The sequence below is a fragment of the Clostridium frigoris genome, from assembly GCF_018861865.1.
Taxonomy (GTDB): Bacteria; Bacillota; Clostridia; order Clostridiales; family Clostridiaceae; genus Clostridium_AD; species Clostridium_AD frigoris.
Genome location: NZ_JAHLDV010000026.1, coordinates 1 through 22,249 on the forward strand (window position 1 = coordinate 1; position 22,249 = coordinate 22,249).

The following is a 22,249-nucleotide window of genomic DNA, read 5'->3' on the forward strand; positions in this document are numbered from 1 at the left end:
AAACATATTTATTAAAACATTAATTTCTATTGAACCGCCGTGTACCGAACGGTACGCACGGTGGTGTGAGAGGTCGCTAAATAAACTAATTATTTAGCTCCTACTCGATTAAACTACCTATTTTGCTACCTATTGCATAACCTACAGTTCCGAGTATTAATGTACATAAAATGTATATAAAAGCATTTAGCTTTTCTTTTTCTTGAAATAGATTAAAGCCCTCATACATAAAGGTTGAAAAAGTTGTGTATGCACCTAAAAAACCATCTCCTAGTAGTAACAGTATATTATTGCTTACTCCAATTGTGCTTACAAACCCAAGCAAAAGAGCACCTGTAATATTAATTATAAAAGTACCTATTGGTAAAGAATGTTTCGACTTTTCACTTATAAATTTACCAAGGCTATACCTAACCAAACTTCCGGCGGCTCCACCAACTGCAACTAACACATATGTCATGAAATAAACCTCCTAGGTTTCAACCTAGCCTAAATCGCTAGGACTATTCTTATTACTTATGAAAATTGAAACTACTTCTCTTGCAACTATTACTCCAAAGTAAGCTGCAGCAAGTCCAAGCATTGCGGAGAACCCCATATAAGATATAGAAGAATAATAGTATCCTTGATCCATGAGACTTACAGTTTCTTTGCAAAGCGTAGAAAAAGTTGTGAAGGCACCCAAAAATCCAGTAGCAATTCCCAGTCTTAAACCTTCATCAATCACATAAATTTCAAAAGCAACAGTTAGTATAAGTGATAATAGAAAAGTACCAGAAATATTTATTAGCAATGTGTTTAGTGGTATAACTTCTTTATAATGATAAATGTGTATGTTTTTTATATAATATCTTAATATAGCGCCCAGCATACCACCTATGGCTATAAATGTGTACTTTCTCATATTTTTTAATTACTCCTTTAACAAATCTATTTTAGTGAAGTTGTATATTTATTATAACTCAAAAAACTAATATATTGCAATAAACTGTTTGTACTCCTCAAATTTATTAAAATTTTTCTATTAAATAAAATAGTTGCAAAATTTATTTTGTAATAGAAATCTTTGTTTAATCGTAGCCATTTGAAAGTTTATAAATGTTATAATATATAATGCAAGGTTAACAACTTAGAGTTTAATTTCTTTGAATGTAAAGATAAGTGACTTAAAATATATAATTATTATAAATGGGGGCATAAAAATGGAAAATCAAGAAAATATGCTAAGAATAGAGATAAAAGACGAAGCTAATACAACTATAAGCGAAATGTCTGGTATGGAAGAAATTTCTCTTATACACACCAAAAGGTATAAAGAAGGGGATAAAATATGTTTTACTAATTTATCTGTTAATAAATATTTAGTTATTAATATAGACAATGAATTATCTGAAGCATTAATATATGTTCCAGGAAATATATTAGAATTTTCTATACCGTTTGGCGATGACTCCATACCATATTCGTTATGTTCATTTAAGGATAGTACCCATATTATTGATATGCGTTTTGCAACAGAAGAGGAAATTTATTGTTATAGAAACCTTGCAAAGAATGTAATGGATAAGCGTTGCGATACAACATATTATCCTCATGTTACAGCAAATGTTGAGACTGGAAATGATGCTATTTTTGCCGCTCGAAACACAATTGATGGGCAAACGAATAATCAGGGGCATGGAGTATGGCCATATGAATCTTGGGGAACTGATCAAAGAGAAGATGCAGAGCTGTTTTTAAATTTTGGTAGAGAAGTAGAAGTGGATAAAATTGCTTTATACTTAAGAGCTGATTTTCCACGTGATACTTATTGGAGTCATATAACAATAGTATTTTCTGATGGAACTGAAGAAAAGGTACAACCTATAAAAACTAGTGATGCTCAGTTTTTTGAGTTTGACAAAAAAAGAATTAGTTGGGTTAAGTTAATAAATTTTAAGATGGCTGATGAGCCAGCGGAATTTGCGGCTCTAACAGAAATTGAAGTTTATGGTACTGATATTAAAGAGGTATAATTTGATATTGAAAAAAATGTCAAATAAAAGGTGATGAAAAACATGTTAATTTAATGAAGAATATGGTAATATGTAAAATAAAGGATGTCAGAATTTATCCTTCATATAATAAATCAAATTCTTAAACATAGTTTGAAATGTGAATAGTACAAAGAAGTTTTTGGTAAAATACATGATTATAAATTTTTATAACAAATTAACTGACGAAATGGCAAATTCTTACTTTACAAATTTTCAAATTTTGTGTAAAATAGTATTTATGTTTTGATAATATAAATTTTTGTTTATATTATGTTGAAAGATAAAATTATTTGTAGGAGATGAAGAATTGAATAGAAAAATTATTTCAGCCATGATGGCACTTACTTTAACTATGAGCATTGGATATACTAACGTATACGCAGATACAGCTTCTGATAAGGCAAAAATCCAGCAGGTTCAAAAACAAAAAAGTGACCTTGAAACTAAAGTACAGATGATGGACAGTCAAATTGAAAAAATTATGTCTAAAATTAATACTAATGAAAAAAATATAAGTGATACACAAAATAATATTAAACAATCTAAAATAGATATTGCAAAAGCCGAGGATGATATTAAAGCAGAACAATTACTTTTTGATAAAAGAATGAGAGTAATGTATATGAATGGTACATCAAGCTACATAGACATTATATTAGACTCAAAAGGTGTAGATGATTTTATATCTAGAGTAGAAGATGTAAAAACTATAATAACTTTTGATCAGAATATTATTAATGATTTGAAAACAAAAAAGGAAGCAATTGATTTAAAGAAAGTAGTACTAGATACAGAAAATACAAAACTGTTAGCTTTAAGGGTTGACAATAAAAATAAATTAGGTGGTTTAACTAAACAAAAAGCAGCACAAAATGTATTGGTAGCTCAATTAAATGCTCAAGAAACTGAGTATAAGGCTCAATTAGTAGCAGACCAAGCGGCTGCAGCAAGACAAGTAGCTTTAGCAAAACAAGCAGTTATAGATGCAAAAAATGCGACTGAAGCAAGACAAGCTGCGCAAGAAAACCAAGCTGCTGCAGCAAATCAAGTTGCATTAAACCAACAAACAACAAATGTGACTCCTAGTATAAGTCCTTCTAGAGGTGGATCGGGAGCCTCATCTAATGCACTATTATCATATGCTTCACAATTTCTTGGCATTCCTTATGTTTGGGGTGGGACAAGCCCTTCAGGCTTTGATTGCTCAGGATTTACACAATACGTATTCGCACATTTTGGAGTAAATCTACCAAGGGTTTCAGAAGATCAACAAAATGTAGGTACAAAAATATCTAGAGGAGATCTTCAACCAGGCGATTTAGTGTTTTTTGGATCACCAGCTCATCATGTAGGAATATATGTTGGGAACGGTAACATGATAAATGCACCTCACACAGGAGCTGTACTTAGAATTCAATCACTAAATAATGACTTTACATATGGACGTAGAGTTAGATAAAAAGTTTTTAGATATTTTTATTAATGAATAATCCATCTGGAAAAGCATCTATATTAATTTATAGATGCTTTTTTAGTATTTAATAATAGAATTTATCAAAATAATTTCCTAACCAATGTGAACTTTTTGTTTAGTTATCCGTTATATTAGTGTAGAAACATCTAAATTAATAGATAAAAGGGAGATAGGCTAATGCTTGAAATTAAAAATTTTTCAAAGATATATAAGGGTGGGAAAAGAGCAGTGGATCATTTTAATCTTACAGTTGAAGCTGGAGATATTTATGGATTCATTGGTCACAATGGAGCTGGAAAGAGCACAATGATAAAGTCAATTGCAGGGGTACTTGATTTTGAAGAAGGAGAGATTTTTGTTGACGGACATTCAGTACAAAAATCTCCAGTAGATTGTAAAAAAGTAATCGCATATATACCAGATAATCCGGATTTATATGAGCATTTAACGGGAATTCAATATTTGAATTTTATCGCCGACATTTTTAAAGTGGGAAAGGAGGAGAGAGAAGAGCTCATTCGAAAATACGGTGAATTATTTGAAATTGCCAGTGTACTAGGAGATTTGATTTCTTCTTATTCACACGGAATGAAACAGAAACTTGCTTTAATTTCCGCTCTAATTCATAAACCTAAACTGCTATTGCTCGACGAACCTTTTGTAGGATTAGATCCAAAAGCAACTCTGATATTGAAAAATATCATGCATGAAATATGTAAAGAAGGAAGTGCTATTTTCTTCTCTACCCATGTGCTTGACGTTGCGGAGAAACTTTGCAACAAAATTGCAATTATTAAAGGTGGAAAACTTATAGAAGCAGGAGAAACGGAAAGGTTAATTAAAAATCAATCATTGGAATCACTTTACATGAAGGTGGCAGAAAATGAAAAATAGTACTTTGATTCTTTTAAAAGCACAGTTTCTTAATCAATCTGGAGTGAATACCTTTAGATACGAGAATGATAAAAATAAAAAAAATAAGATGGTTATATTCGCTTTCGCAATGACTATAACTGTGATTATGATGGTAGTATATTGTTTTATGATGGCGTATGGGTTGGGTAGCATTGGACTTAGTGGAATTATTCCGGGATATGCATTTACTATTACAAGCTTGATTGTTATGCTCTTTACTATATTTAAAGCAAGTGGTACATTATTTGCATTTAAGGACTACGATATGCTTATGTCACTACCGGTTAAAACAACTACAGTAATAACAAGTAGATTTTTATTGATGTATGAAATGAATGTACTTTTTTGCATTCTTGTTATGCTTCCTATGGGAACTGCATATGGCATGTTTGCACATCCACAAATACTATTTTATGTGTTGTGGGTTATTTCTATATTTGTAACGCCACTTGTTCCAATGACAATAGCTGCGGCACTTGGAGCAATTATTAGTGCAATTTCATCCAAATTTAAACATACTAATATGATCAATATCATATTATCATTTGTAGTAACGATTGGTTTTATGGGCGCAAGCATGAGCGCAGGAACCATGAGTGGTGGCCAAATAAATATTAAACAATTAGCGTCTCTTGGTACAATGTTAACCCACAAAATGAATCAGATATATCCCCTAGTAAGTATATTTGAAAAGGGAGTTTGCCAGTATAATATAATTGCATTTATTTCGTTTCTTGTAATATCAGTTATATGGTATTTCGTGTTTGTAAAAGTTGTTTCTATCAAATATAAAGCTATTAATACGGGACTCACATCGCACCAAACGAAGTCTAATTATAAATTGAAAAGTTCAAAAGTAACCTCGACCTTTAGGGCATTACATCGAAAAGAGATAAAAAGATTTTTCTCATCATATCTCTATGTGCTTAATGTGGGAATGGGCGCAGTGCTTTTATTAGCACTATCCATAACGTGTTTCATATTTGGAATAGATAAATTGCAGCGGCTAATGGGAATACCAAATATAAAAGGTATAATGACTAACTTTGCACCTTTTGTGATGTCTGGAATGTTAGCAATGACATGTACAACATCAGTATCGCTTTCATTGGAAGGTAAAAACTTATGGATATTGTTATCTGCGCCAATAGAAGCGGCAACTATATATAGAAGCAAAATGGCAGTCAATATAACATTGCTATTGCCTGTATCACTATTAAGCTCGATACTAATGAAACTTTGTTTGAAGCCTAGTATTATGTCGACTGTGTGGATGTTTATCACACCACTTGCGTATGTGGGACTCACTTCTGTGTGGGGAATATATATTAACCTTAAATTTCCAAATTTTGAATGGGAATCTGAAGTAACTGTAATTAAGCAAAGTATAGCATCTTTATTTGGAATTCTGGGTGGAATGTTATTTGGTTTTATACCTATGGTAATTTTATTAATTCTACCGGGTATAGACAGAAACTTAATTATGGGAGTGATTACCCTTTTAGTTATAGGTATTACATCGATTCTTTATATAAAAGTGTGCGGAACTAAGTTGCCAAAATAAACAGTAATTCAGGTTTCATTATATATTATTAGTATGGAAATTCTTATACTATAATCATATTAGTATGGGACAAAATATGCAATGATTTTGTTAAGGTACTTTAAGACACATGGCTATTTAATGGTATAATTGAAGAAAACCTGCATTATGGAAGAAGGCCTTATCCATAAAGAAGTGGTTTTAGTAGTTAGTGATACAATAATTATACGAAAAGGGGCAAAAGATTCATGGATAAATCCATAAAAACAGATAAAGTATTCTTTAACCAAATAATAGATAAAGCAGTCTCTCCAAGAGATATGGAAGGGAAAATAGAGGAATTAGAGGAACTTATAATGATTTACAGTTGTGCTATAAAAGAAGTTAGCACTAAACTTGAAATTTTAGACTATGAATTTAAAATAAGGGGCAAAAGAAATCCGATAGAATATATGAAATCTAGGGTTAAATCACCTAGGAGTATAATGGACAAACTTATTCGAAAGAATTTAGAACCAACTATTAAAGTGGCAAGGAAAAAATTCGATGATATAGCAGGAATAAGAGTTGTTTGTTCCTTCGTTAGTGATATATATAAGATAGCTGATATGCTAAAAAGGCAAGAGGACATTACTTTAATTGAAGAAAAAGACTATATTGAAAATCCTAAGCCTAATGGGTATAGAAGCCTTCATATGGTTTTGGAAATTCCTATATTTTTTTCGGATCATGTTGAACCCATAAGGGTAGAAGTACAAATAAGAACAATTGCTATGGATTTTTGGGCAAGTTTAGAACATAAGTTATATTATAAAAAAGGCGAAGACACTGCAATACATATAAAAAATGACTTAAAAGATTGCGCAGATATTATAGCTGCAACAGATATGAAAATGCAAAATATAGAAATTGAAGTAGATAAGTTAAGTTAATTAAAAGTATTAAAAAAATATTTACAACGTAAATGATTTAACTTATTTCGGTGTGGTTTTTGATGGGAATATTTTCAATGTAAAAGTTCTAAAAAGAGGATATAATGAGTTAATGGAGATAGATATAATAAACAATATTGGAAATTTAATAGATAATGCATCAAAAGAATTACTGGTAAATATCTATTTTTATTTTAAACAAAAATATTACTATAAATAGGAAAAGTATATGTTATAAGTAAATTGCGCATATTAAAATTAATTAAGAAGACTTAAAACAGTAAAGGGGAGATTGATTATGCAAAAAACAAAAATGATTTTCACAATAGGTCCTGCTAGTGATAGTAAAAGTGTATTAAAAAAACTTATGGAAATAGGAATGAATGTTACTAGACTTAATTTTTCACATGGTACACATGCTGACCACAAAATAAAAATTGATATTATAAAAGATCTTAGGGAAGAACTTAATAAACCCGTAGCTATAATGCTCGATATAAAAGGGCCTAAGATTAGGACTCACAATTTTATAGGAGATACTGTTGAACTTGATAAAGGGCAAAAATTCATATTTAGTTGCGGTAAAGAGATACTTGGTAATAAAGAGAGGTGTTCTGTTTCTTATACAGAACTTTGTCATGACCTTAAGGTCAATGGTAGACTTCTTGTGGATGATGGTCTTATTGAATTTAAGATTGATTCAATTGAAGGAACTGAAATAAATTGTACAGCATTAAATTCTGGTTTTATAGGGAATCATAAGGGAATAAATGTTCCTAATATATCTATTGGTCTTCCTGCGGTAACTGACAAAGATAAATTAGATTTAATATTTGGATGCGAACAAGGGGTTGATATCGTAGCTGCTTCTTTTATAAGAAAAGCTGGCGATGTAATAGATGTAAGAAATATACTTAATGCAAATGGTGGTGAAAGCATCCAAATAATATCGAAAATTGAAACTCAAGAAGGCGTTGACAACATAGATGCTATAATAGAGGCTTCTGATGGTATTATGGTTGCTAGAGGCGATATGGGGGTTGAATTACCTATTGAAAAGGTTCCAATAATTCAGAAAATGATAATACATAAATGTAATAAAGCTGGTAAGCCTGTTATAACGGCAACTCAGATGTTAGACTCTATGATTAGAAATCCAAGACCTACTAGAGCTGAAGCTTCAGATATAACCAATGCTATTTTTGATGGTACTGACGCAATAATGCTTAGTGGTGAAAGTGCTAATGGAAAATATCCACTTGAAGCTGCTTTAACAATGGCGAAGATTGCAATTGAAGCAGAGTCAAATATTGATTTTGGAGATGCTTTAATTAAGAAGATTTATGAACCTTTAGATAACATATCAGATGCTATAAGTCTTGCTACGTGTACTACAGCAGATAAATTGAATGTATCTGCAATACTAACAGCAACTCAAAGTGGTTATACAGCTAGAATGGTATCCAAATATAGACCAAGGTGCCCTGTTATTGCTGTAACGCCTAGCAAGCAAGTTGCAAGAGGTTTAGCTATTAATTTTGGAGTGCAGAGTATACTTTCAATTAAGTTAACTTCCACAGATGAGTTAATGGTAGATGCAGTGGAAAAATCCTTAGCTGCAGGGTATATAAAAAAATCGGATGTTGTCATAATTGCAGCCGGAATACCTGTTGGTGAGCCTGGTACTACAAATATGATGAAAATACAAAAGGTTTAAAGTATAAAACAAATTTATTAAGAGAACATATTTATTAAGATATTCAGGGCCTAGCGTAATTGCTAGACCTTTTTATTACAATTTATAAAAAAAATATAAAAGGGGATATTATGAAAATAAAAAATATTTATTATTATTTTCTACAGGCAATTTGGTACTGTTTAATTAGTTTTATAGCGTTAACATACTGGAAAAGACTTGGATGGGCATTTGTATTGGCAGCCTTTATTTTATTATATATTGGAGATAAATTGATAACAGAGTATTTTAAACCAAAGAGTTAAAGAACTGGTGGTGATTTTTGGATATATAAATAACTATAGGACAGGCAATAATGCTTATTAAAATCTTGAGAGGTGCATAATGAACAAATTAATGTTATTAGGTGTGGCTTTATTTCTTTTCTTATATGGAGCCATAAATTATTATATAGGGTTAAGGGGATGGCAAAATTTAGGAAGCCATATTTCGTTTTTAAATAATAAAGTATATTGGATAATAATTTCAATAATTGCATCGGCGTATATCATAAGTATGATATTGTCTTCTTATATACCTTCAGTTGTTTTAAATACATTGAATATTGTGGGAGCATATTGGATGGGAATAATTTTTTATCTTATTTTAGTATTGCCTATTATCGATCTAATAAGATTTTTAAATAGTAAAATGTCGTTTATTCCAAGTAATATAAACGAAACTGCTAATTTGTCAATAATAATAGCGATGGTAGTAATTGCGGGTTTAGTCGGTCTAATGTCATATGGTACTTGGAGTGCTAGAAGTTCAAAAGTAACCAAATATGATTTGAATGTAAATAAAACATCTGGTGATCTAAAGAAATTTAAGATTGTTATGGTTTCGGATATTCATCTTGGATATGAAGTAGATAATAGAAGACTTACTGTGATGGTTAATAAAATAAATGAATTGAACCCTGATATTGTGCTAATACCTGGAGATATAATTGATATTAGCATTGAGCCTTTTGTAAAACAAAATATGAGTGATAACTTTAAAAGACTTAAAAGCAAGTATGGAGTTTATGCTTGTCTTGGAAACCATGATGGAATGGGTAGCAAGATAGAGGATGTTGTTAAAACTTTTGAGGCTTCAGGAATAAATGTACTGAGAGATAAAGCAATCTTAATAAATAATAGTTTTTATGTTATAGGTCGTGACGATATATCACAGGAATCGCAGACAAAAGTTAAAAGAAAAGAAATATCTGACATAATAAAAGATTTAGATAAGTCGAGGCCTCTTATATTAATGGATCATCAGCCAAGAGATTTTGCTGATACGCAAACGCAGGGGATTGATTTACAGGTATCTGGGCATACGCATCGAGGACAGTTATTTCCTGCAAATCTTATAACAAATGCAATATTTGAACTAGATTATGGTTATCTTCAAAAAAATAATTCGAACTTTATTGTATCTTCAGGTTATGGAACCTGGGGTCCTCCAATTAGGATAGGAAGCCGCTCTGAAATAGTTGAAATTAATATATGGTTAAAAAGATAGTTTTTTTAGTACAGAAAATTAACTTAGCAAGGTAATTGACAATACAAGTTAAAATGGAGGATTAAAATATGAAATGTAAAAGTTGTGGGGCCCAAATACCAAAATAAAGTTTATTTTGTGGTATGTGTGGGTATGACTTGAGAGGTATTAGTGATGGCGATTCTATTGAAAATCAACAATTTACACAAAAGATTGAAATATATAAAAAACAAAAGTATCGAATATATTAAGGAAAAAAATTTCAAAGAATATGCATTCAAAAGTATTGGTAATTACTGATGGGTGGACATGGGTAACTGAAGGGAATTATACTTATGTGCGTGGTAGTGTAAAGAATATTGGAAATAGAGTGATAAATCATTTTGAAGTAAATGTAAAATATGAAGATACAAATAAAAATTATCAATGTATTAATATTTCAGTTAATAATTACAAAGATTTTTTGTAATTAATGACTAAAGCTGAGTTTGTATTGAACTATAACTTTTTATATAAGCACTGACATAACTGTTGGTGTTATTTTTTTTGTGCTCTTTTAATGGTTATTAAGTAATATAGTTATAAATCTTATATACTTACTGTTTATATTTAGAGACTTAAAGTAGTTACCTTGGGTATAATATTGTTATTACATATTTGATAGGAGTTGTTAAATCTATATCCTTCTTTATTAAAGATTCGCCGTCCCGTAAAAAATCGATTTTATCAGTGGTCCATTCTTTAGTGCTAACAGGCACGGATTTATATTATAGGCTATTATTATTTTATTTTTACTCGAAACATGAAAATACTCAAAATGAAGTATATTTTTAGCCAATTATCCAAATGATAAATAAGTAAAACAACATTCAAATAATGGATACAATAAAAGAAAAAGGGAATTTATATATAATAATATTGTTAAAAAACATATTTTATTAACGGTAATATGGCTTTAAGCTTTGAAACAATAAAAGATAGACTCATTTGATAAAAATTATTATAGGATGGTGAATGTCAATTAATATACAAGAAGGGTTAATTATAATAGGTGGAGCAGAGGATAAGAAAGGTGATAAAAAGATACTTAAAGAGGTAAGTTCACATATTAAAGAGGAAAGCCAACTTTTAGTTATCGTAACAGTAGCAACAGAGTTACCAGTAGAAGTAGGTAATGAATATACCAATATATTTCATGAGTTAGGTATTATAAATATCAGAGTACTTGATGTAAGAAATAGGGAAGATGCTTTAAAAACTGAAAATGTGGAATTAATTGAAAAAGCTTCATTAGTATTCTTTACTGGAGGTGATCAGCTTAGAATAACCAGTATACTTGGAGGTACTCCCTTATATAAAAGTTTGAAGCGTAGACATTCAGAAGATTGTGTCTTTGTTGGAACTTCTGCTGGAGCGTCAGTAATGAGTGATGTTATGATAGTAACTGGATTAGATGATGAATCTCCTAAAAAATGTACTCTTAAAATGGCTCCAGGGTTAGGATTAATTACTGGAGTTATAATAGATCAACATTTTGCTCAAAGAGGAAGAGTTGGAAGGTTGTTAGTTGGTGTAGCAGAAAATCCGGAAGTTTTAGGGATCGGTATTGATGAAGATACTTCAATTATTGTAAATAAAAATAATATCTTAAGAGTTGTTGGTTCTGGTGCAGTTTATATTATTGATGGAAGTAATATAAGCGATACAAATGTGTCGGAACAATATCAAAATAATATACTGTCAATATTCAATGTTAAAATGCATGTATTAAAGGATGGAAATAGGTTTGACCTAACATCTAGAATACCTATTGCGTAAATATGTTATTATAAAATACTGTCAGTATTTCTTATTATCTTTATAGGTGGTAGATATAGATGGTAGTATCTCATTAGGAGGAGAATCACATGAAAATAATTAATCATAGGGTATTTGAGGGAAGAAATATATATTCTCATAAAAAGTGTATAAGACTTGACCTAGATTTAGAGGGTTACAGTGAAATTCCTAGCAAAGATATTTGTGATTTTAATGAAAGTTTAGTACGACTTTTGCCAGAACTTAATAAACATAGATGTGGGATAGATGAAGATAGGGGTTTTATTAAAAGACTTACAGAAGGAACTTATTTGGCACATATAACTGAACATATTATAATAGCGCTCCAAAATATGGTTGGCGTAGAAGTAAGTTATGGGAAGTCTAGAGAGATATTAGGGGATAATTATTATGTTATATATCAATATGAATATAAGAATACCGGCATTGAGGCTGCAAATATAGCAGTTAATATTGTTAATTCATTAATTAATAAAAAAATATTTGATATAGATTTAAGATTAAAAGAATTAAAGGAAATATTAATGGATGAACAACTTGGGGTAAGTACATTTAATATTTGTAATGAGGCAAAAAAAAGAGGGATTCCTATTCTAAGGATAGGTGAAGATAGTATTTTTCAATTAGGGTATGGTAAGTATTCTAAAATTATTCAAGCAACAATGGGAAATGATACAAGCGCAATAGCTGTGGGTATTGCACAGGATAAATTGCTAACCAAACAAATATTAGTTACGCATTGTTTACCTGTAGCAAGTGGAATGAAAGTTAAAAGTAGGGTAGATGTTCTTTCCTTTGCAGAGGATATAGGTTACCCAGTTGTAATTAAACCTGAGTTTGGAAACCAAGGCAAGGGAGTTATTGTCAATATAAAAGATGAAAAACAGTTATCAGATGCCTATGAACTTTTAGTTAAAGATTTTAAAGAAGATATAATAATAGAAAAGTTCATAAGTGGAAGGGATTATAGAGTATGTAGTGTTTACGGAGATATAGTTGCAGTGTCAGAAAGAATTCCTCCATACATTATAGGTGATGGTATAAGTACTATTGAAAAGCTTATTCATACCACGAACGATGATCCAAGACGAGGTGAAGGTCACGAAAAAGAATTAACTAAAATTAAAATAGATGATAGACTTATAGAATATCTTAAACAAAAGGGATATACACTAAAGGTTGTTCTTCCCGAAAAAGAAAAATTATTTTTAAAAGATAATGCAAATTTATCTACGGGTGGATTCGCATTAGATTGTACAGATTTAATATGTGAGGAAAATATAGAAATATGTAAAAGAGCTGCAAGTGCTATAGGCCTTGATATTTGTGGGGTAGATTTAATATGTGAAGATATAAGTAAACCAATAACTGACGGCGGAGTAATTATAGAAATAAATGCTGCACCTGGTATTAGAATGCATCATAATCCGTGTATCGGATCATCACGAAATGTGGCAGGTCATATAGTCGATAAATTATTTAAGGATATACCAAAAAACATTCCACTAATATCAGTGACAGGAACCAATGGAAAAACTACTACTACAAGACTCATTTCACACATACTTTCCATTGCAGGATATACTGTTGGAATGACCACCACAAGCGGAATTTATATTGATGGAAAATGTACATTTAAGGGTGACACTACAGGTCCTAAAAGCGCTCTAGCCGTTCTTATGAATTAAAGAAATAGATGCCGCAGTTCTTGAAACTGCAAGAGGTGGAATGATAAGAGGAGGATTAGCTTATGACCTTGCTGATGTTGCTGTTATTACAAACATAACTGAGGATCACCTTGGAGTAGATGGTGTAGAAACTATTGAAGACTTAGCAAAAGTTAAGGCTTTGGTTGGAGAAGCAGTTAAAGAAGATGGGTATGTTGTCGTTAATGGAGATAATGAGATGTGTATAAGTATTTTGCCTAGGCTAAAGGGGAATCTTATTATTTTTTCTAATGATAGAGACAATGCAGTGATGAGAAGTAACATCGATAAGGGAGGATATGGAATTTATGTGGATGAGGGTAAAATTTTTATCCAAAAGAGCACTCATTCTGAAAGCTTAATAGACATAAAGAGCATAGGTATAACAATGAATGGCGCTTTAAAATATAATATTGAAAATGCTATGGCAGCATGCGCAGCTTCAATAGGGCTTGGAATAAGTTATGATATTATTAAGAAGGGTTTAACTTCATTTCACTGTAATAATGAGCAAAATCCAGGAAGGTTTAATACTTATTATGTAAATGATATAATGGTGGTATTAGACTATGGGCACAACATTGATGGCTACAAGTGTGTACTAGATGGACTTAAGCAAATAAAACATAGTAAACTTATAGGAGTTATCGGTGTGCCAGGAGATAGACCAGACAGCCATATCCTAGAGATCGGTAAATGCGCAGGTGAAAGTTTTGATTATATTTTTATAAAAGAGGATGAAGATAGAAGAGGCAGAGCTATGGGCGAAGTAGCAGATATTCTACTAAGAGGAGTACAAAGATCTAAGCTTCATAACATGAACACTAAGAAAATTTTAAAAGAGAAGGATGCATTTAAAACGGCATTAGATTTTGCGAAGCCTGGAGATATAGTTATTATTTTCTTTGAAAAGCAACTAGAACCACTTATAGACATAATAAATAACAAAATTAAGGAAAGTAAAAGTGAAACTAAATTATTGATTTCTGAAAATTATATTGATAAAAAAATACAATAGTTTTTTTTCTGATTTATGTTTAAAAGATGGTTTACCACATATGTGAGCCATCTTTTAATTGTTTACCTTATATAGTTTATAGATATTTTGACTTCTACTACTTCCAATAATAATTGATTTTACTATAGAATAATATGTTATGAATAAAAGGAGGAAACGGTATTTTATGATTACAATAATTAAAAACGGAGAAGTCTATGCACCTGAGTACATTGGGAAAAAGGATATTATAATTGCGGGAGGGAAAATTGAAGCTATTGTTGAAAATATAACAATTCCACAAAACTTTGCCCCTGTAAAAGTAATTAATGCGGAAGGTAAACTAGTATTTCCAGGTTTTATAGATGCGCATGTGCACATTATAGGTGGGGGGGGGGAAGGAGGATTTAAGACTAGGACACCTGAAATTCAACTTTCTGATATTGTGGTTGGTGGAATTACCACCGTAGTAGGCTGCCTAGGTACTGACGGTGTATGTAGAGACTTAAAAGCACTTCTTGCAAAATCAAGAGCACTTGAGGAGGAAGGAATAAGTACTTATATTTATTCTGGGTCCTATGCAATACCTGTAAATACAATAACCAGTAGCTGTAAATCAGATATTATGCTTATAGATAAAATTATTGGAATAGGAGAAGTAGCTATTTCAGACCATAGGTCCTCACAGCCAACTTATGAAGAATTTATAAAAGTCGTCGCAGATGCTAGAGTTGGTGGATTGCTTTCAGGTAAAGCTGGTGTTGTGAATGTTCATCTTGGTTATGGTGAGAGAAGGCTACAATATTTAGTCAGAATGATAAAGGAAACTGAAATACCAATTAAACAAGTTATACCAACACATATAAACAGAAGCACTTCTCTGTTTGAAGCAGGAATAGAATTTGCAAAACTTGGTGGAATCATTGATATTACTACTAGTTCAGATCCGGATCACCTTGAGAAGGATGAAGTTAAGGCAAGTACAGCACTAAAAATAGCATTAGAAAGAGGAATACCAGTAGAACAAATCCAATTTACTTCTGATGGACAAGGAAGTTTACCAATTTTTAATAAAAAAAGAGAATTTATTGGCCTAGGAATTGGGTCTACTAAGTCGCTGTATATAGAGGTCAGAGATGCAGTAATTAAGGATGGAGTAGATTTAGAGGTTGCACTAAAAGTGATTACTTCAAATGTAGCTACTAATTTGAAACTATATAATAAAGGATTAGTGCAGGAGAGTAAAGATGCTGACCTTGTAATAGTTAACAAAAGTGACCTAACTATACAAACAGTCTTTGCTAAAGGGGTAGAAATGGTGTCTGATGGCAAGGTATTAGTTAAAGGAACTTTTGAAAAATAAGGTTATATACTTATCAAGAGTTAATTTATGACTGGCTGGTACAAGAGAAAACGCACAGTTAACTGTGTTCACGGAAGGATAAAAGCCTGGGAGATATTATAATAATATTTCTTAAGGCTTTTTTATTTTACTCACTTTAAAATGATGACACGAAAATATTACACGGTTTGTTAACCATTATAGGAATGCTTACAAGTTTTTATTTTTTATTATTATCACTAAAAAGTCTGCAAATTGGAACTGCATATGCAGTTCCAATTGGTATAGGAACTGTTGGCACAGTGGTCTTAGGTGCTATTTTGTTTAAAGAGCCAATTGATATTATGCGTGTTATTTGTGTTGTATTAATTGTAAGTGGAATCATTGGCTTAAAACTGATAACAATAAAGTAGTAATATAGCACAAAGCATTATAAGTTAGATTCTGTTATATCTGTTGGTTATAAAATAAATTCAATTAAAGCTACACAATATGTATTGGACGACTCAGGTTTTGAGTGAGTATTCAATAAAAGGTTATGCTTTAGATAAAAAAAGATTAAAGAATGGTTCTTTTATAGGAGAAGATCAAGTGCTTATGCATTATTCAAAATGTACGACAAAAGTGTTTTCTTTGTGGTTATTAAGTAATATTTTTATAAAAAATCAGGAGTAACTAAAGCAATTTTGTGTATGGAGATATTTACAAAAGGTATTTAGCAACATGTAATATAATCTTCTCAAGAGTCCTCAAGCGTATTAAAATGCAAATAAGGCTTTCTTTTAAAAGGATGTTGATAATATAACAACTTTTAAAGAAGCCATCTTAACTTCCCTTAACTAACATTTTTAAAAGATTGTGAAGTAATATTAAAATACCTTCTTATAAATGAAGTTTATAGTACCACTTTTCATTAAGATAAAAAGATAAAAATTCCCATCCATATAAATATTATAGGAACGAAAATATGCTTATATTTTTCAATAGATATTATGTCATTCCACAAAAAAAGAAGGTGTTAACCTTCTCTCTTATTCTATATTTTTTTATGTCTACGCAATATAGCTCCGATTATACTCAGTTTAAAACTTTTTAAATTATAAATCATCTACATTTAATACTCTCATTGCATTAAAAACTGCAACTATTGTAACTCCTACATCCCCAAATACTGCTTCCCACATCGTAGCATGACCACCAACACCTAATGTTAGTATTATTACTTTTACACTTAAAGCGAGTATTATATTCTGCCATATTACATGTTTAGTTTTTCTTGCTATTTTAATTGCACTTACTATCTTCGATGGTTCGTCCGTAATGATTACAATATCTGAAGCTTCTATGGCTGCATCTGAACCTAAACCTCCCATAGCAACTCCTACATCAGCCATTGCTAGTACTGGTGCATCATTTACACCATCTCCAACAAACAGTAGTTTTTCTTTTGAAGATTTTTGACTATTAAGTATTTCAAGCTTTTCTACTTTTTGGTGAGGTAGAAGTTCTGAATATACTTCGTCTAAACCCAGTTGTTTTCCAACTTTAGCACCAACTGTCTGACTATTCTGGATATTGCTTAATTGCGAAAGCTCCAATAGTTGCAACACTCATTAAAAAAATTTCATCAAAGACTTGTCCTCTAAGTATATTTTTTGCAGATTTAATAAGAACTTTTGAACCTACTAAAATAAATGCGATAATAAATAAAGCAAACTTAACAGAAGAATTATCATTTAAGAAGAAAGTGATAATATATAGAAATGTACCTATAAGAATCCTTAAAAGGTCTTTTGTATTTTTTATCTTTTGAACCTTGCGAGCAAGCCCTTGCGATTTACTATTTTTTTTTATTTTCCTCATCTGTTACTATTGCGTCAGGCTCAACCAGTTTCACTATTTTTACTACTTCATCTACAATTTTGTTCATTTCGTTCTTATTTTCTACTTCTAAAACTAACTTTGATGAAATGAAATCCATTGAAATTGATTTTATGCCTTGCATTTTTTTAGATTTAGTTTCAATTTTAGTTGCACAGTTCGCACAACATAAACCTGTTACAAGTAATATTTTTTTGTCAGAGTTTGTTTTTATATTTTCTGTAATAATTGCGTCAGGTCTACTGTTTTCACTATACTCTCTATTTTGCTTAATACATCGTCTAATTTATCAACATCTTTAATATCAATAGACAAAATATTAGTTATAGTATTCATTGAAGAAACGCTAACCTCTTCTAATTTCCCAACCCTATCTTCAATTTTGGATGCACAATTTGCACAACACAAACCCTCTATAAGAAATTCTTTTTTAATGCGATTACTCAATTTAAACCCTCCATCCTATTATTTTAATACTTTAATTTATGAGTATTTATTTACCCATACTATCGGCAAAAATAATATTTAATTAGAACATAGATACTTTTAATTAAGTAAAATATTATTTTGTATTAAGGATAAACTATACATAGAAAATAGTTACTAAGTCTTATATGGAAAGGAACATGAATATGAATTATGGATTTATCTCTATATTTATTCCTATTATAGTTATTGCACTTGCAACATTTACTAAAAGAATTATATCTTCACTTGTAGTTGGTATTTTAGCGGGTGGTATTATGCTTGCAGGTGGCAACATAGTTAAAGGCATTATTTTATCTACTGACCATCTAGTAAAAGCAATAGCGTCTGAGGAAAGTGTTTATATTATATTATTTCTATTTGTATTTGGGGCATTCGGAGAAATAATGAAGGTTTCGGGAGGCATTAAAGGGTTTTCTAAAATTACAGATAAGTATGTAAAAACTGAAAAAGGTGCTCTGGCAGCAGTGTGGTTCGTTAGTATAGTTACATCTATAGATTGCTGTTTCCATGCAATATCATCAGGTACAATTGGAAAAGCATTGATTGAAAAAACAAATGGAAACAAAAAGAAATTGGCTTTTGTAGTAAATGTAACATCTTGTTTATTAATTATCCTTATACCATTTGGAACTACCTATGTTGGATATATAGTTGGGGTAATTGCTTCTTCATTAAGTAAAGCAGGAATAAATCAATCACCATATGAGTTATTTATAAAAAGCATTCCATATAACTTTTACGCCATAACAATGGTTTTAATAAGTATTATAGTTATTATATTTAATTTTGGATTTAAGAAGACAATCAAAGTAGATACAAAAAATGAAGAGACTGATACTCATGAACATGGTCAAAATGAAGCCCATGAACAATGTGAATTTGAGGAAAAAGCACCACCTCGCCCTTTAAATCTAATTTTGCCATTAACATCGTTAATAGTAACAACCTTTTTCTTTTTCTGGTTTACTGGCAAAGATAAAGGAATAGGATTTACTGGAGCAATTATGAATGCAGATTTTGAAAAATCTATTTTTATGTCAGCACTTATTACTTTAGTGATTACTTGTGTGTTCTATATTATTCAGAAAATACCTATGAGTGAAATAGAAAGCCATTTTTTATCTGGTGGAAATGAAATGATGCCTCCAATTATTGTATTAACTTTAAGTTGGGGACTTTCAAGTATAGTACAGGATTTAGGTTTTACAAAGTTTATAACGTCAGTTATGGGAAATCAAGTGCCTCGTTTTTTAATACCAGCATCAATATATTTACTCGGTTGTGCTATTTCTTATTCAATGGGTTCAGCATGGGGCACATGGGCTCTTATAATGCCAATCGCTATACCAATCGCTGTAGCTACTAACATCAATTTAGCTCTTATTATAGGTTCTGTCCTAGCTGGAGGCTCGTTTGGGGACAATGCATCACCACTTGGGGAAACTGCTATATTATCATCATCTATATCTGAAGTGCCCTTGATGGAACATATTAAATCAGAACTGCCATATTGCTTGATAGGCGTTGGAATTTCTACTATGTTTTTTATTATTTCCGCTTTTATCTTTTAATAGGGTTCTGGGACTTCTTTATTTCTAGGGACTTAAAGCAATTAGAATGGGTATAATATTGTTAATACATATTTGATAGGAGTTGTTGTAGCTATGACTGAACCTTATACTATTAAACAAAAGCAAAAACCTAACAGATTAATTAATGAAAAGTCACCATACCTTTTGCAACATGCGTATAACCCAGTAAATTGGAATCCCTGGGGTGAAGAAGCCTTTACTTTAGCTAAAGTAGAAGATAAACCAATATTCCTTTCAATTGGCTACAGTACTTGTCACTGGTGTCATGTTATGGAAAAGGAATCTTTTGAAAATGAAGAAGTAGCGGCAATATTAAATAGATATTTTATAGCAATAAAAGTTGATAGAGAAGAACGCCCAGATGTAGATAGTATTTATATGTCTGTATGTCAGGCTCTTACTGGCAGTGGCGGGTGGCCTTTAACAATCTTTATGACTTCGGATAAAAAGCCATTTTATGCAGGTACTTATTTCCCTAGAGAAAGTATGCATGGTATGCCAGGTATAAAAGATGTACTAATTTCTATTGCAGAGCAATGGAATGAAAATAAAGAGAATATTATAGAATCTAGTAAAAAAATAGTGGAGCATATAAAAAACATTGATGGTTTTGTTAAACCTGGAGAAATAGGTGAAGATGAAATACATAATGCATATAGTAGCTTTGAAAGTATTTTTGACGAGAAATATGGTGGATTTGGAAGGTCACCAAAATTCCCGGCTCCACACAATTTACAATTTTTATTGAGATATTGGAAAAATTATGATGAGCCTAAAGCATTAGAAATAGTAGAGACGACTTTGGAAGCAATGCATGCGGGTGGAATTTTTGACCATATTGGGTTTGGATTTTCTAGGTATTCAACAGATCAGAAATGGTTAGTGCCACACTTTGAAAAAATGTTATATGATAATGCCCTTTTAGCGCAGGTATATATTGAAGCTTTTGAAGCTACAGGTAAAAAATTCTATAAAGAAGTCGCAGAGAAAATATTTACTTATATCTTAAGGGATATGACCTCGACGGAAGGAGCTTTTTACTGCGCTGAGGATGCAGATAGCGAAGGAATCGAGGGTAAATATTATTTGTTAACGCTTGAGGAAGTAGCTTTAGTTTTAGGTGAAGAGAGCTATAAAATCTATTGCAAGCAATATGATATAACAAGGAAAGGTAATTTTGAGGGACAAAATATTCCAAACCTTATTGGAAAACAAAGTAGTGCTCATATAGATGAAGAAACGAATCATAATTTAGAAAAGATGAGAGAAAAGTTATTTGAATATAGAGAAAAAAGAATTCATCCTTATAAAGATGATAAACTATTAACGTCCTGGAATGGACTTATGATTGCAGCTCTTGCCTATGGAGGAAGAGTTTTTAAAAATACAAGTTATATAAATGCAGCTGAAAAAGCTATAAATTTTATACTAAGTAAGATGATTAATGATAAAGGGAGGTTAATGGCAAGGTACAGAGAGGGTGATGTTGCCAACCTAGGTTATTTAGACGATTATGCTTTTACAGTTCATGCTTTAATTGAACTATATGAGGCTACTTTTAACGTAGTATATTTAGCTAAAGCTATAGAACTTAATGAAAATATGATTAAACTGTTTAAAGATAAAAATAAGGGCGGATTGTTTCTATATGGAATTGATGGAGAAGAACTAATCTCAAGGCCTAAGGATATATATGATGGTGCAATGCCTTCTGGAAATTCAGTAGCTACTTTAAACATGTTAAGACTTGCTAGATTAACGGCTAATAGTAAATTAGAAGATCAGGCTGCAGAACAGTTTAAGACCTTTGCATCAAAGGTTAAGACTATAGAAAGTGCTCATGCTTATTTTATGATGGCTCTACTATATAGCACAGTACCAGGAAAAGATATTATAATTTCTGGGGATGCGAATGCAAGCGGAACTAAAGATATGATTAAAGAGATTAATAGCACATATATGCCTTTTGCTACAGTAGTATTAAATAATGGTGATAAAAAGTTGATTTCTATAAATTCTGAGCTAAATGAGCACAAACAATTGCTTGGTAAAACGACTGCTTATATTTGTGAAAATTATAATTGCAAAGAACCTATTAATGATTTAAAAAATTTCTCTGAAATTATTAAGAGTTAAATACACTTAGGAAAACAATTATGAATTGTTTTCCTAAGTAATTAAACAAGTAATTTAGTATAACCTATATATAATAGTAGTTAAGAAGTAAAGGAATTGACAAATATGAATCAATAGGGATATAATATAGTGTATTATCGAATA

The 22,249-nt window shown here is 31.0% G+C and carries 18 protein-coding genes and 3 pseudogenes; 15 read left to right on the forward strand and 6 right to left on the reverse strand.

Features of this window, described 5'->3' with window-relative positions; translation table 11 throughout:
• Positions 1-100 precede the first annotated feature (100 nt).
• Positions 101-460 carry a fluoride efflux transporter CrcB gene (gene crcB, locus KPL37_RS11655; protein WP_216149522.1) on the reverse strand — a complete coding sequence of 120 codons (360 nt, stop codon included), beginning with the start codon at positions 458-460 and terminating at the stop codon, positions 101-103.
• A 24-nt stretch (positions 461-484) separates the two neighbouring features.
• Entirely contained in the window at positions 485-904 is a 420-nt protein-coding gene (gene crcB / locus KPL37_RS11660; protein WP_216149524.1) for a fluoride efflux transporter CrcB, read from the reverse strand.
• Between the two features lie 298 nt (positions 905-1,202).
• Between crcB (KPL37_RS11660) and KPL37_RS11665 the strand changes: the two genes are divergently transcribed.
• From KPL37_RS11665 to KPL37_RS11725, 13 genes and pseudogenes are all read left to right on the forward strand, one after another.
• The gene (locus KPL37_RS11665; protein WP_216149526.1) at positions 1,203-2,015 is read left to right on the forward strand and encodes a carbohydrate-binding protein; all 813 of its coding nucleotides are present in this window, start codon (positions 1,203-1,205) and stop codon (positions 2,013-2,015) included.
• Between the two features lie 328 nt (positions 2,016-2,343).
• Entirely contained in the window at positions 2,344-3,495 is a 1,152-nt protein-coding gene (locus tag KPL37_RS11670; RefSeq protein WP_216149528.1) for a C40 family peptidase, read from the forward strand.
• A 192-nt stretch (positions 3,496-3,687) separates the two neighbouring features.
• Positions 3,688-4,404, forward strand: coding sequence for an ABC transporter ATP-binding protein (locus KPL37_RS11675; RefSeq protein ID WP_216149530.1), 717 nt, complete (start codon positions 3,688-3,690; stop codon positions 4,402-4,404).
• On the forward strand, positions 4,394-5,989 hold the full coding sequence (locus KPL37_RS11680; protein WP_216149532.1) for a putative ABC transporter permease subunit: 1,596 nt from the start codon (positions 4,394-4,396) through the stop codon (positions 5,987-5,989). The genes KPL37_RS11675 and KPL37_RS11680 overlap by 11 nt, the downstream gene beginning before the upstream one ends.
• Before the next feature lie 227 nt (positions 5,990-6,216).
• Positions 6,217-6,900, forward strand: coding sequence for a GTP pyrophosphokinase (locus tag KPL37_RS11685; RefSeq protein ID WP_216149534.1), 684 nt, complete (start codon positions 6,217-6,219; stop codon positions 6,898-6,900).
• A 298-nt stretch (positions 6,901-7,198) separates the two neighbouring features.
• Positions 7,199-8,617 (forward strand): pyruvate kinase, encoded by a 1,419-nt coding sequence (pyk, locus tag KPL37_RS11690; RefSeq protein ID WP_216149536.1) that lies wholly within the window; start codon positions 7,199-7,201, stop codon positions 8,615-8,617.
• Positions 8,618-8,980: 363 nt separating this feature from the next.
• The gene (locus KPL37_RS11695) at positions 8,981-10,144 is read left to right on the forward strand and encodes a metallophosphoesterase (protein WP_216149538.1); all 1,164 of its coding nucleotides are present in this window, start codon (positions 8,981-8,983) and stop codon (positions 10,142-10,144) included.
• A 250-nt stretch (positions 10,145-10,394) separates the two neighbouring features.
• Positions 10,395-10,592, forward strand: coding sequence for a hypothetical protein (locus KPL37_RS11700; protein WP_216149540.1), 198 nt, complete (start codon positions 10,395-10,397; stop codon positions 10,590-10,592).
• Between the two features lie 545 nt (positions 10,593-11,137).
• Positions 11,138-11,941 (forward strand): cyanophycinase, encoded by an 804-nt coding sequence (locus KPL37_RS11705; protein WP_216149542.1) that lies wholly within the window; start codon positions 11,138-11,140, stop codon positions 11,939-11,941.
• An 89-nt stretch (positions 11,942-12,030) separates the two neighbouring features.
• Positions 12,031-14,686: pseudogene (cphA, locus tag KPL37_RS11710) on the forward strand (cyanophycin synthetase).
• Between the two features lie 166 nt (positions 14,687-14,852).
• A complete protein-coding gene (gene iadA, locus KPL37_RS11715) occupies positions 14,853-16,028 on the forward strand; it encodes a beta-aspartyl-peptidase (protein WP_216149544.1) in 1,176 nt (391 codons plus the stop codon).
• Between the two features lie 149 nt (positions 16,029-16,177).
• Positions 16,178-16,420: pseudogene (locus tag KPL37_RS11720) on the forward strand (DMT family transporter); the annotation flags it as partial.
• 100 nt (positions 16,421-16,520) lie between these two features.
• Entirely contained in the window at positions 16,521-16,682 is a 162-nt protein-coding gene (locus tag KPL37_RS11725; protein WP_246578250.1) for a virulence RhuM family protein, read from the forward strand.
• Between the two features lie 422 nt (positions 16,683-17,104).
• Here the strand turns inward: KPL37_RS11725 and KPL37_RS11730 are convergent.
• From KPL37_RS11730 to KPL37_RS11745, 4 genes and pseudogenes are all read right to left on the reverse strand, one after another.
• Positions 17,105-17,575 (reverse strand): annotated as a pseudogene (locus tag KPL37_RS11730) (HAD-IC family P-type ATPase); the annotation flags it as partial.
• Positions 17,571-17,870, reverse strand: coding sequence for a hypothetical protein (locus KPL37_RS11735; protein WP_216149548.1), 300 nt, complete (start codon positions 17,868-17,870; stop codon positions 17,571-17,573). The pseudogene KPL37_RS11730 and the gene KPL37_RS11735, both read right to left, overlap by 5 nt.
• Positions 17,848-18,174: a cation transporter gene (locus KPL37_RS20380; protein WP_216149596.1), complete on the reverse strand. Its 327-nt coding sequence runs from the start codon at positions 18,172-18,174 to the stop codon at positions 17,848-17,850. The genes KPL37_RS11735 and KPL37_RS20380 overlap by 23 nt, the downstream gene beginning before the upstream one ends.
• The gene (locus tag KPL37_RS11745) at positions 18,099-18,335 is read right to left on the reverse strand and encodes a cation transporter (RefSeq protein WP_216149550.1); all 237 of its coding nucleotides are present in this window, start codon (positions 18,333-18,335) and stop codon (positions 18,099-18,101) included. Before KPL37_RS11745 ends, KPL37_RS20380 begins: the two co-directional genes overlap by 76 nt.
• A gap of 167 nt (positions 18,336-18,502) precedes the next feature.
• Between KPL37_RS11745 and KPL37_RS11750 the strand changes: the two genes are divergently transcribed.
• Together KPL37_RS11750 and KPL37_RS11755 are read left to right on the forward strand one after the other, a co-directional pair.
• Entirely contained in the window at positions 18,503-19,948 is a 1,446-nt protein-coding gene (locus KPL37_RS11750; RefSeq protein ID WP_216149552.1) for a Na+/H+ antiporter NhaC family protein, read from the forward strand.
• 93 nt (positions 19,949-20,041) lie between these two features.
• On the forward strand, positions 20,042-22,105 hold the full coding sequence (locus tag KPL37_RS11755) for a thioredoxin domain-containing protein (RefSeq protein ID WP_216149554.1): 2,064 nt from the start codon (positions 20,042-20,044) through the stop codon (positions 22,103-22,105).
• Positions 22,106-22,249 lie beyond the last annotated feature (144 nt).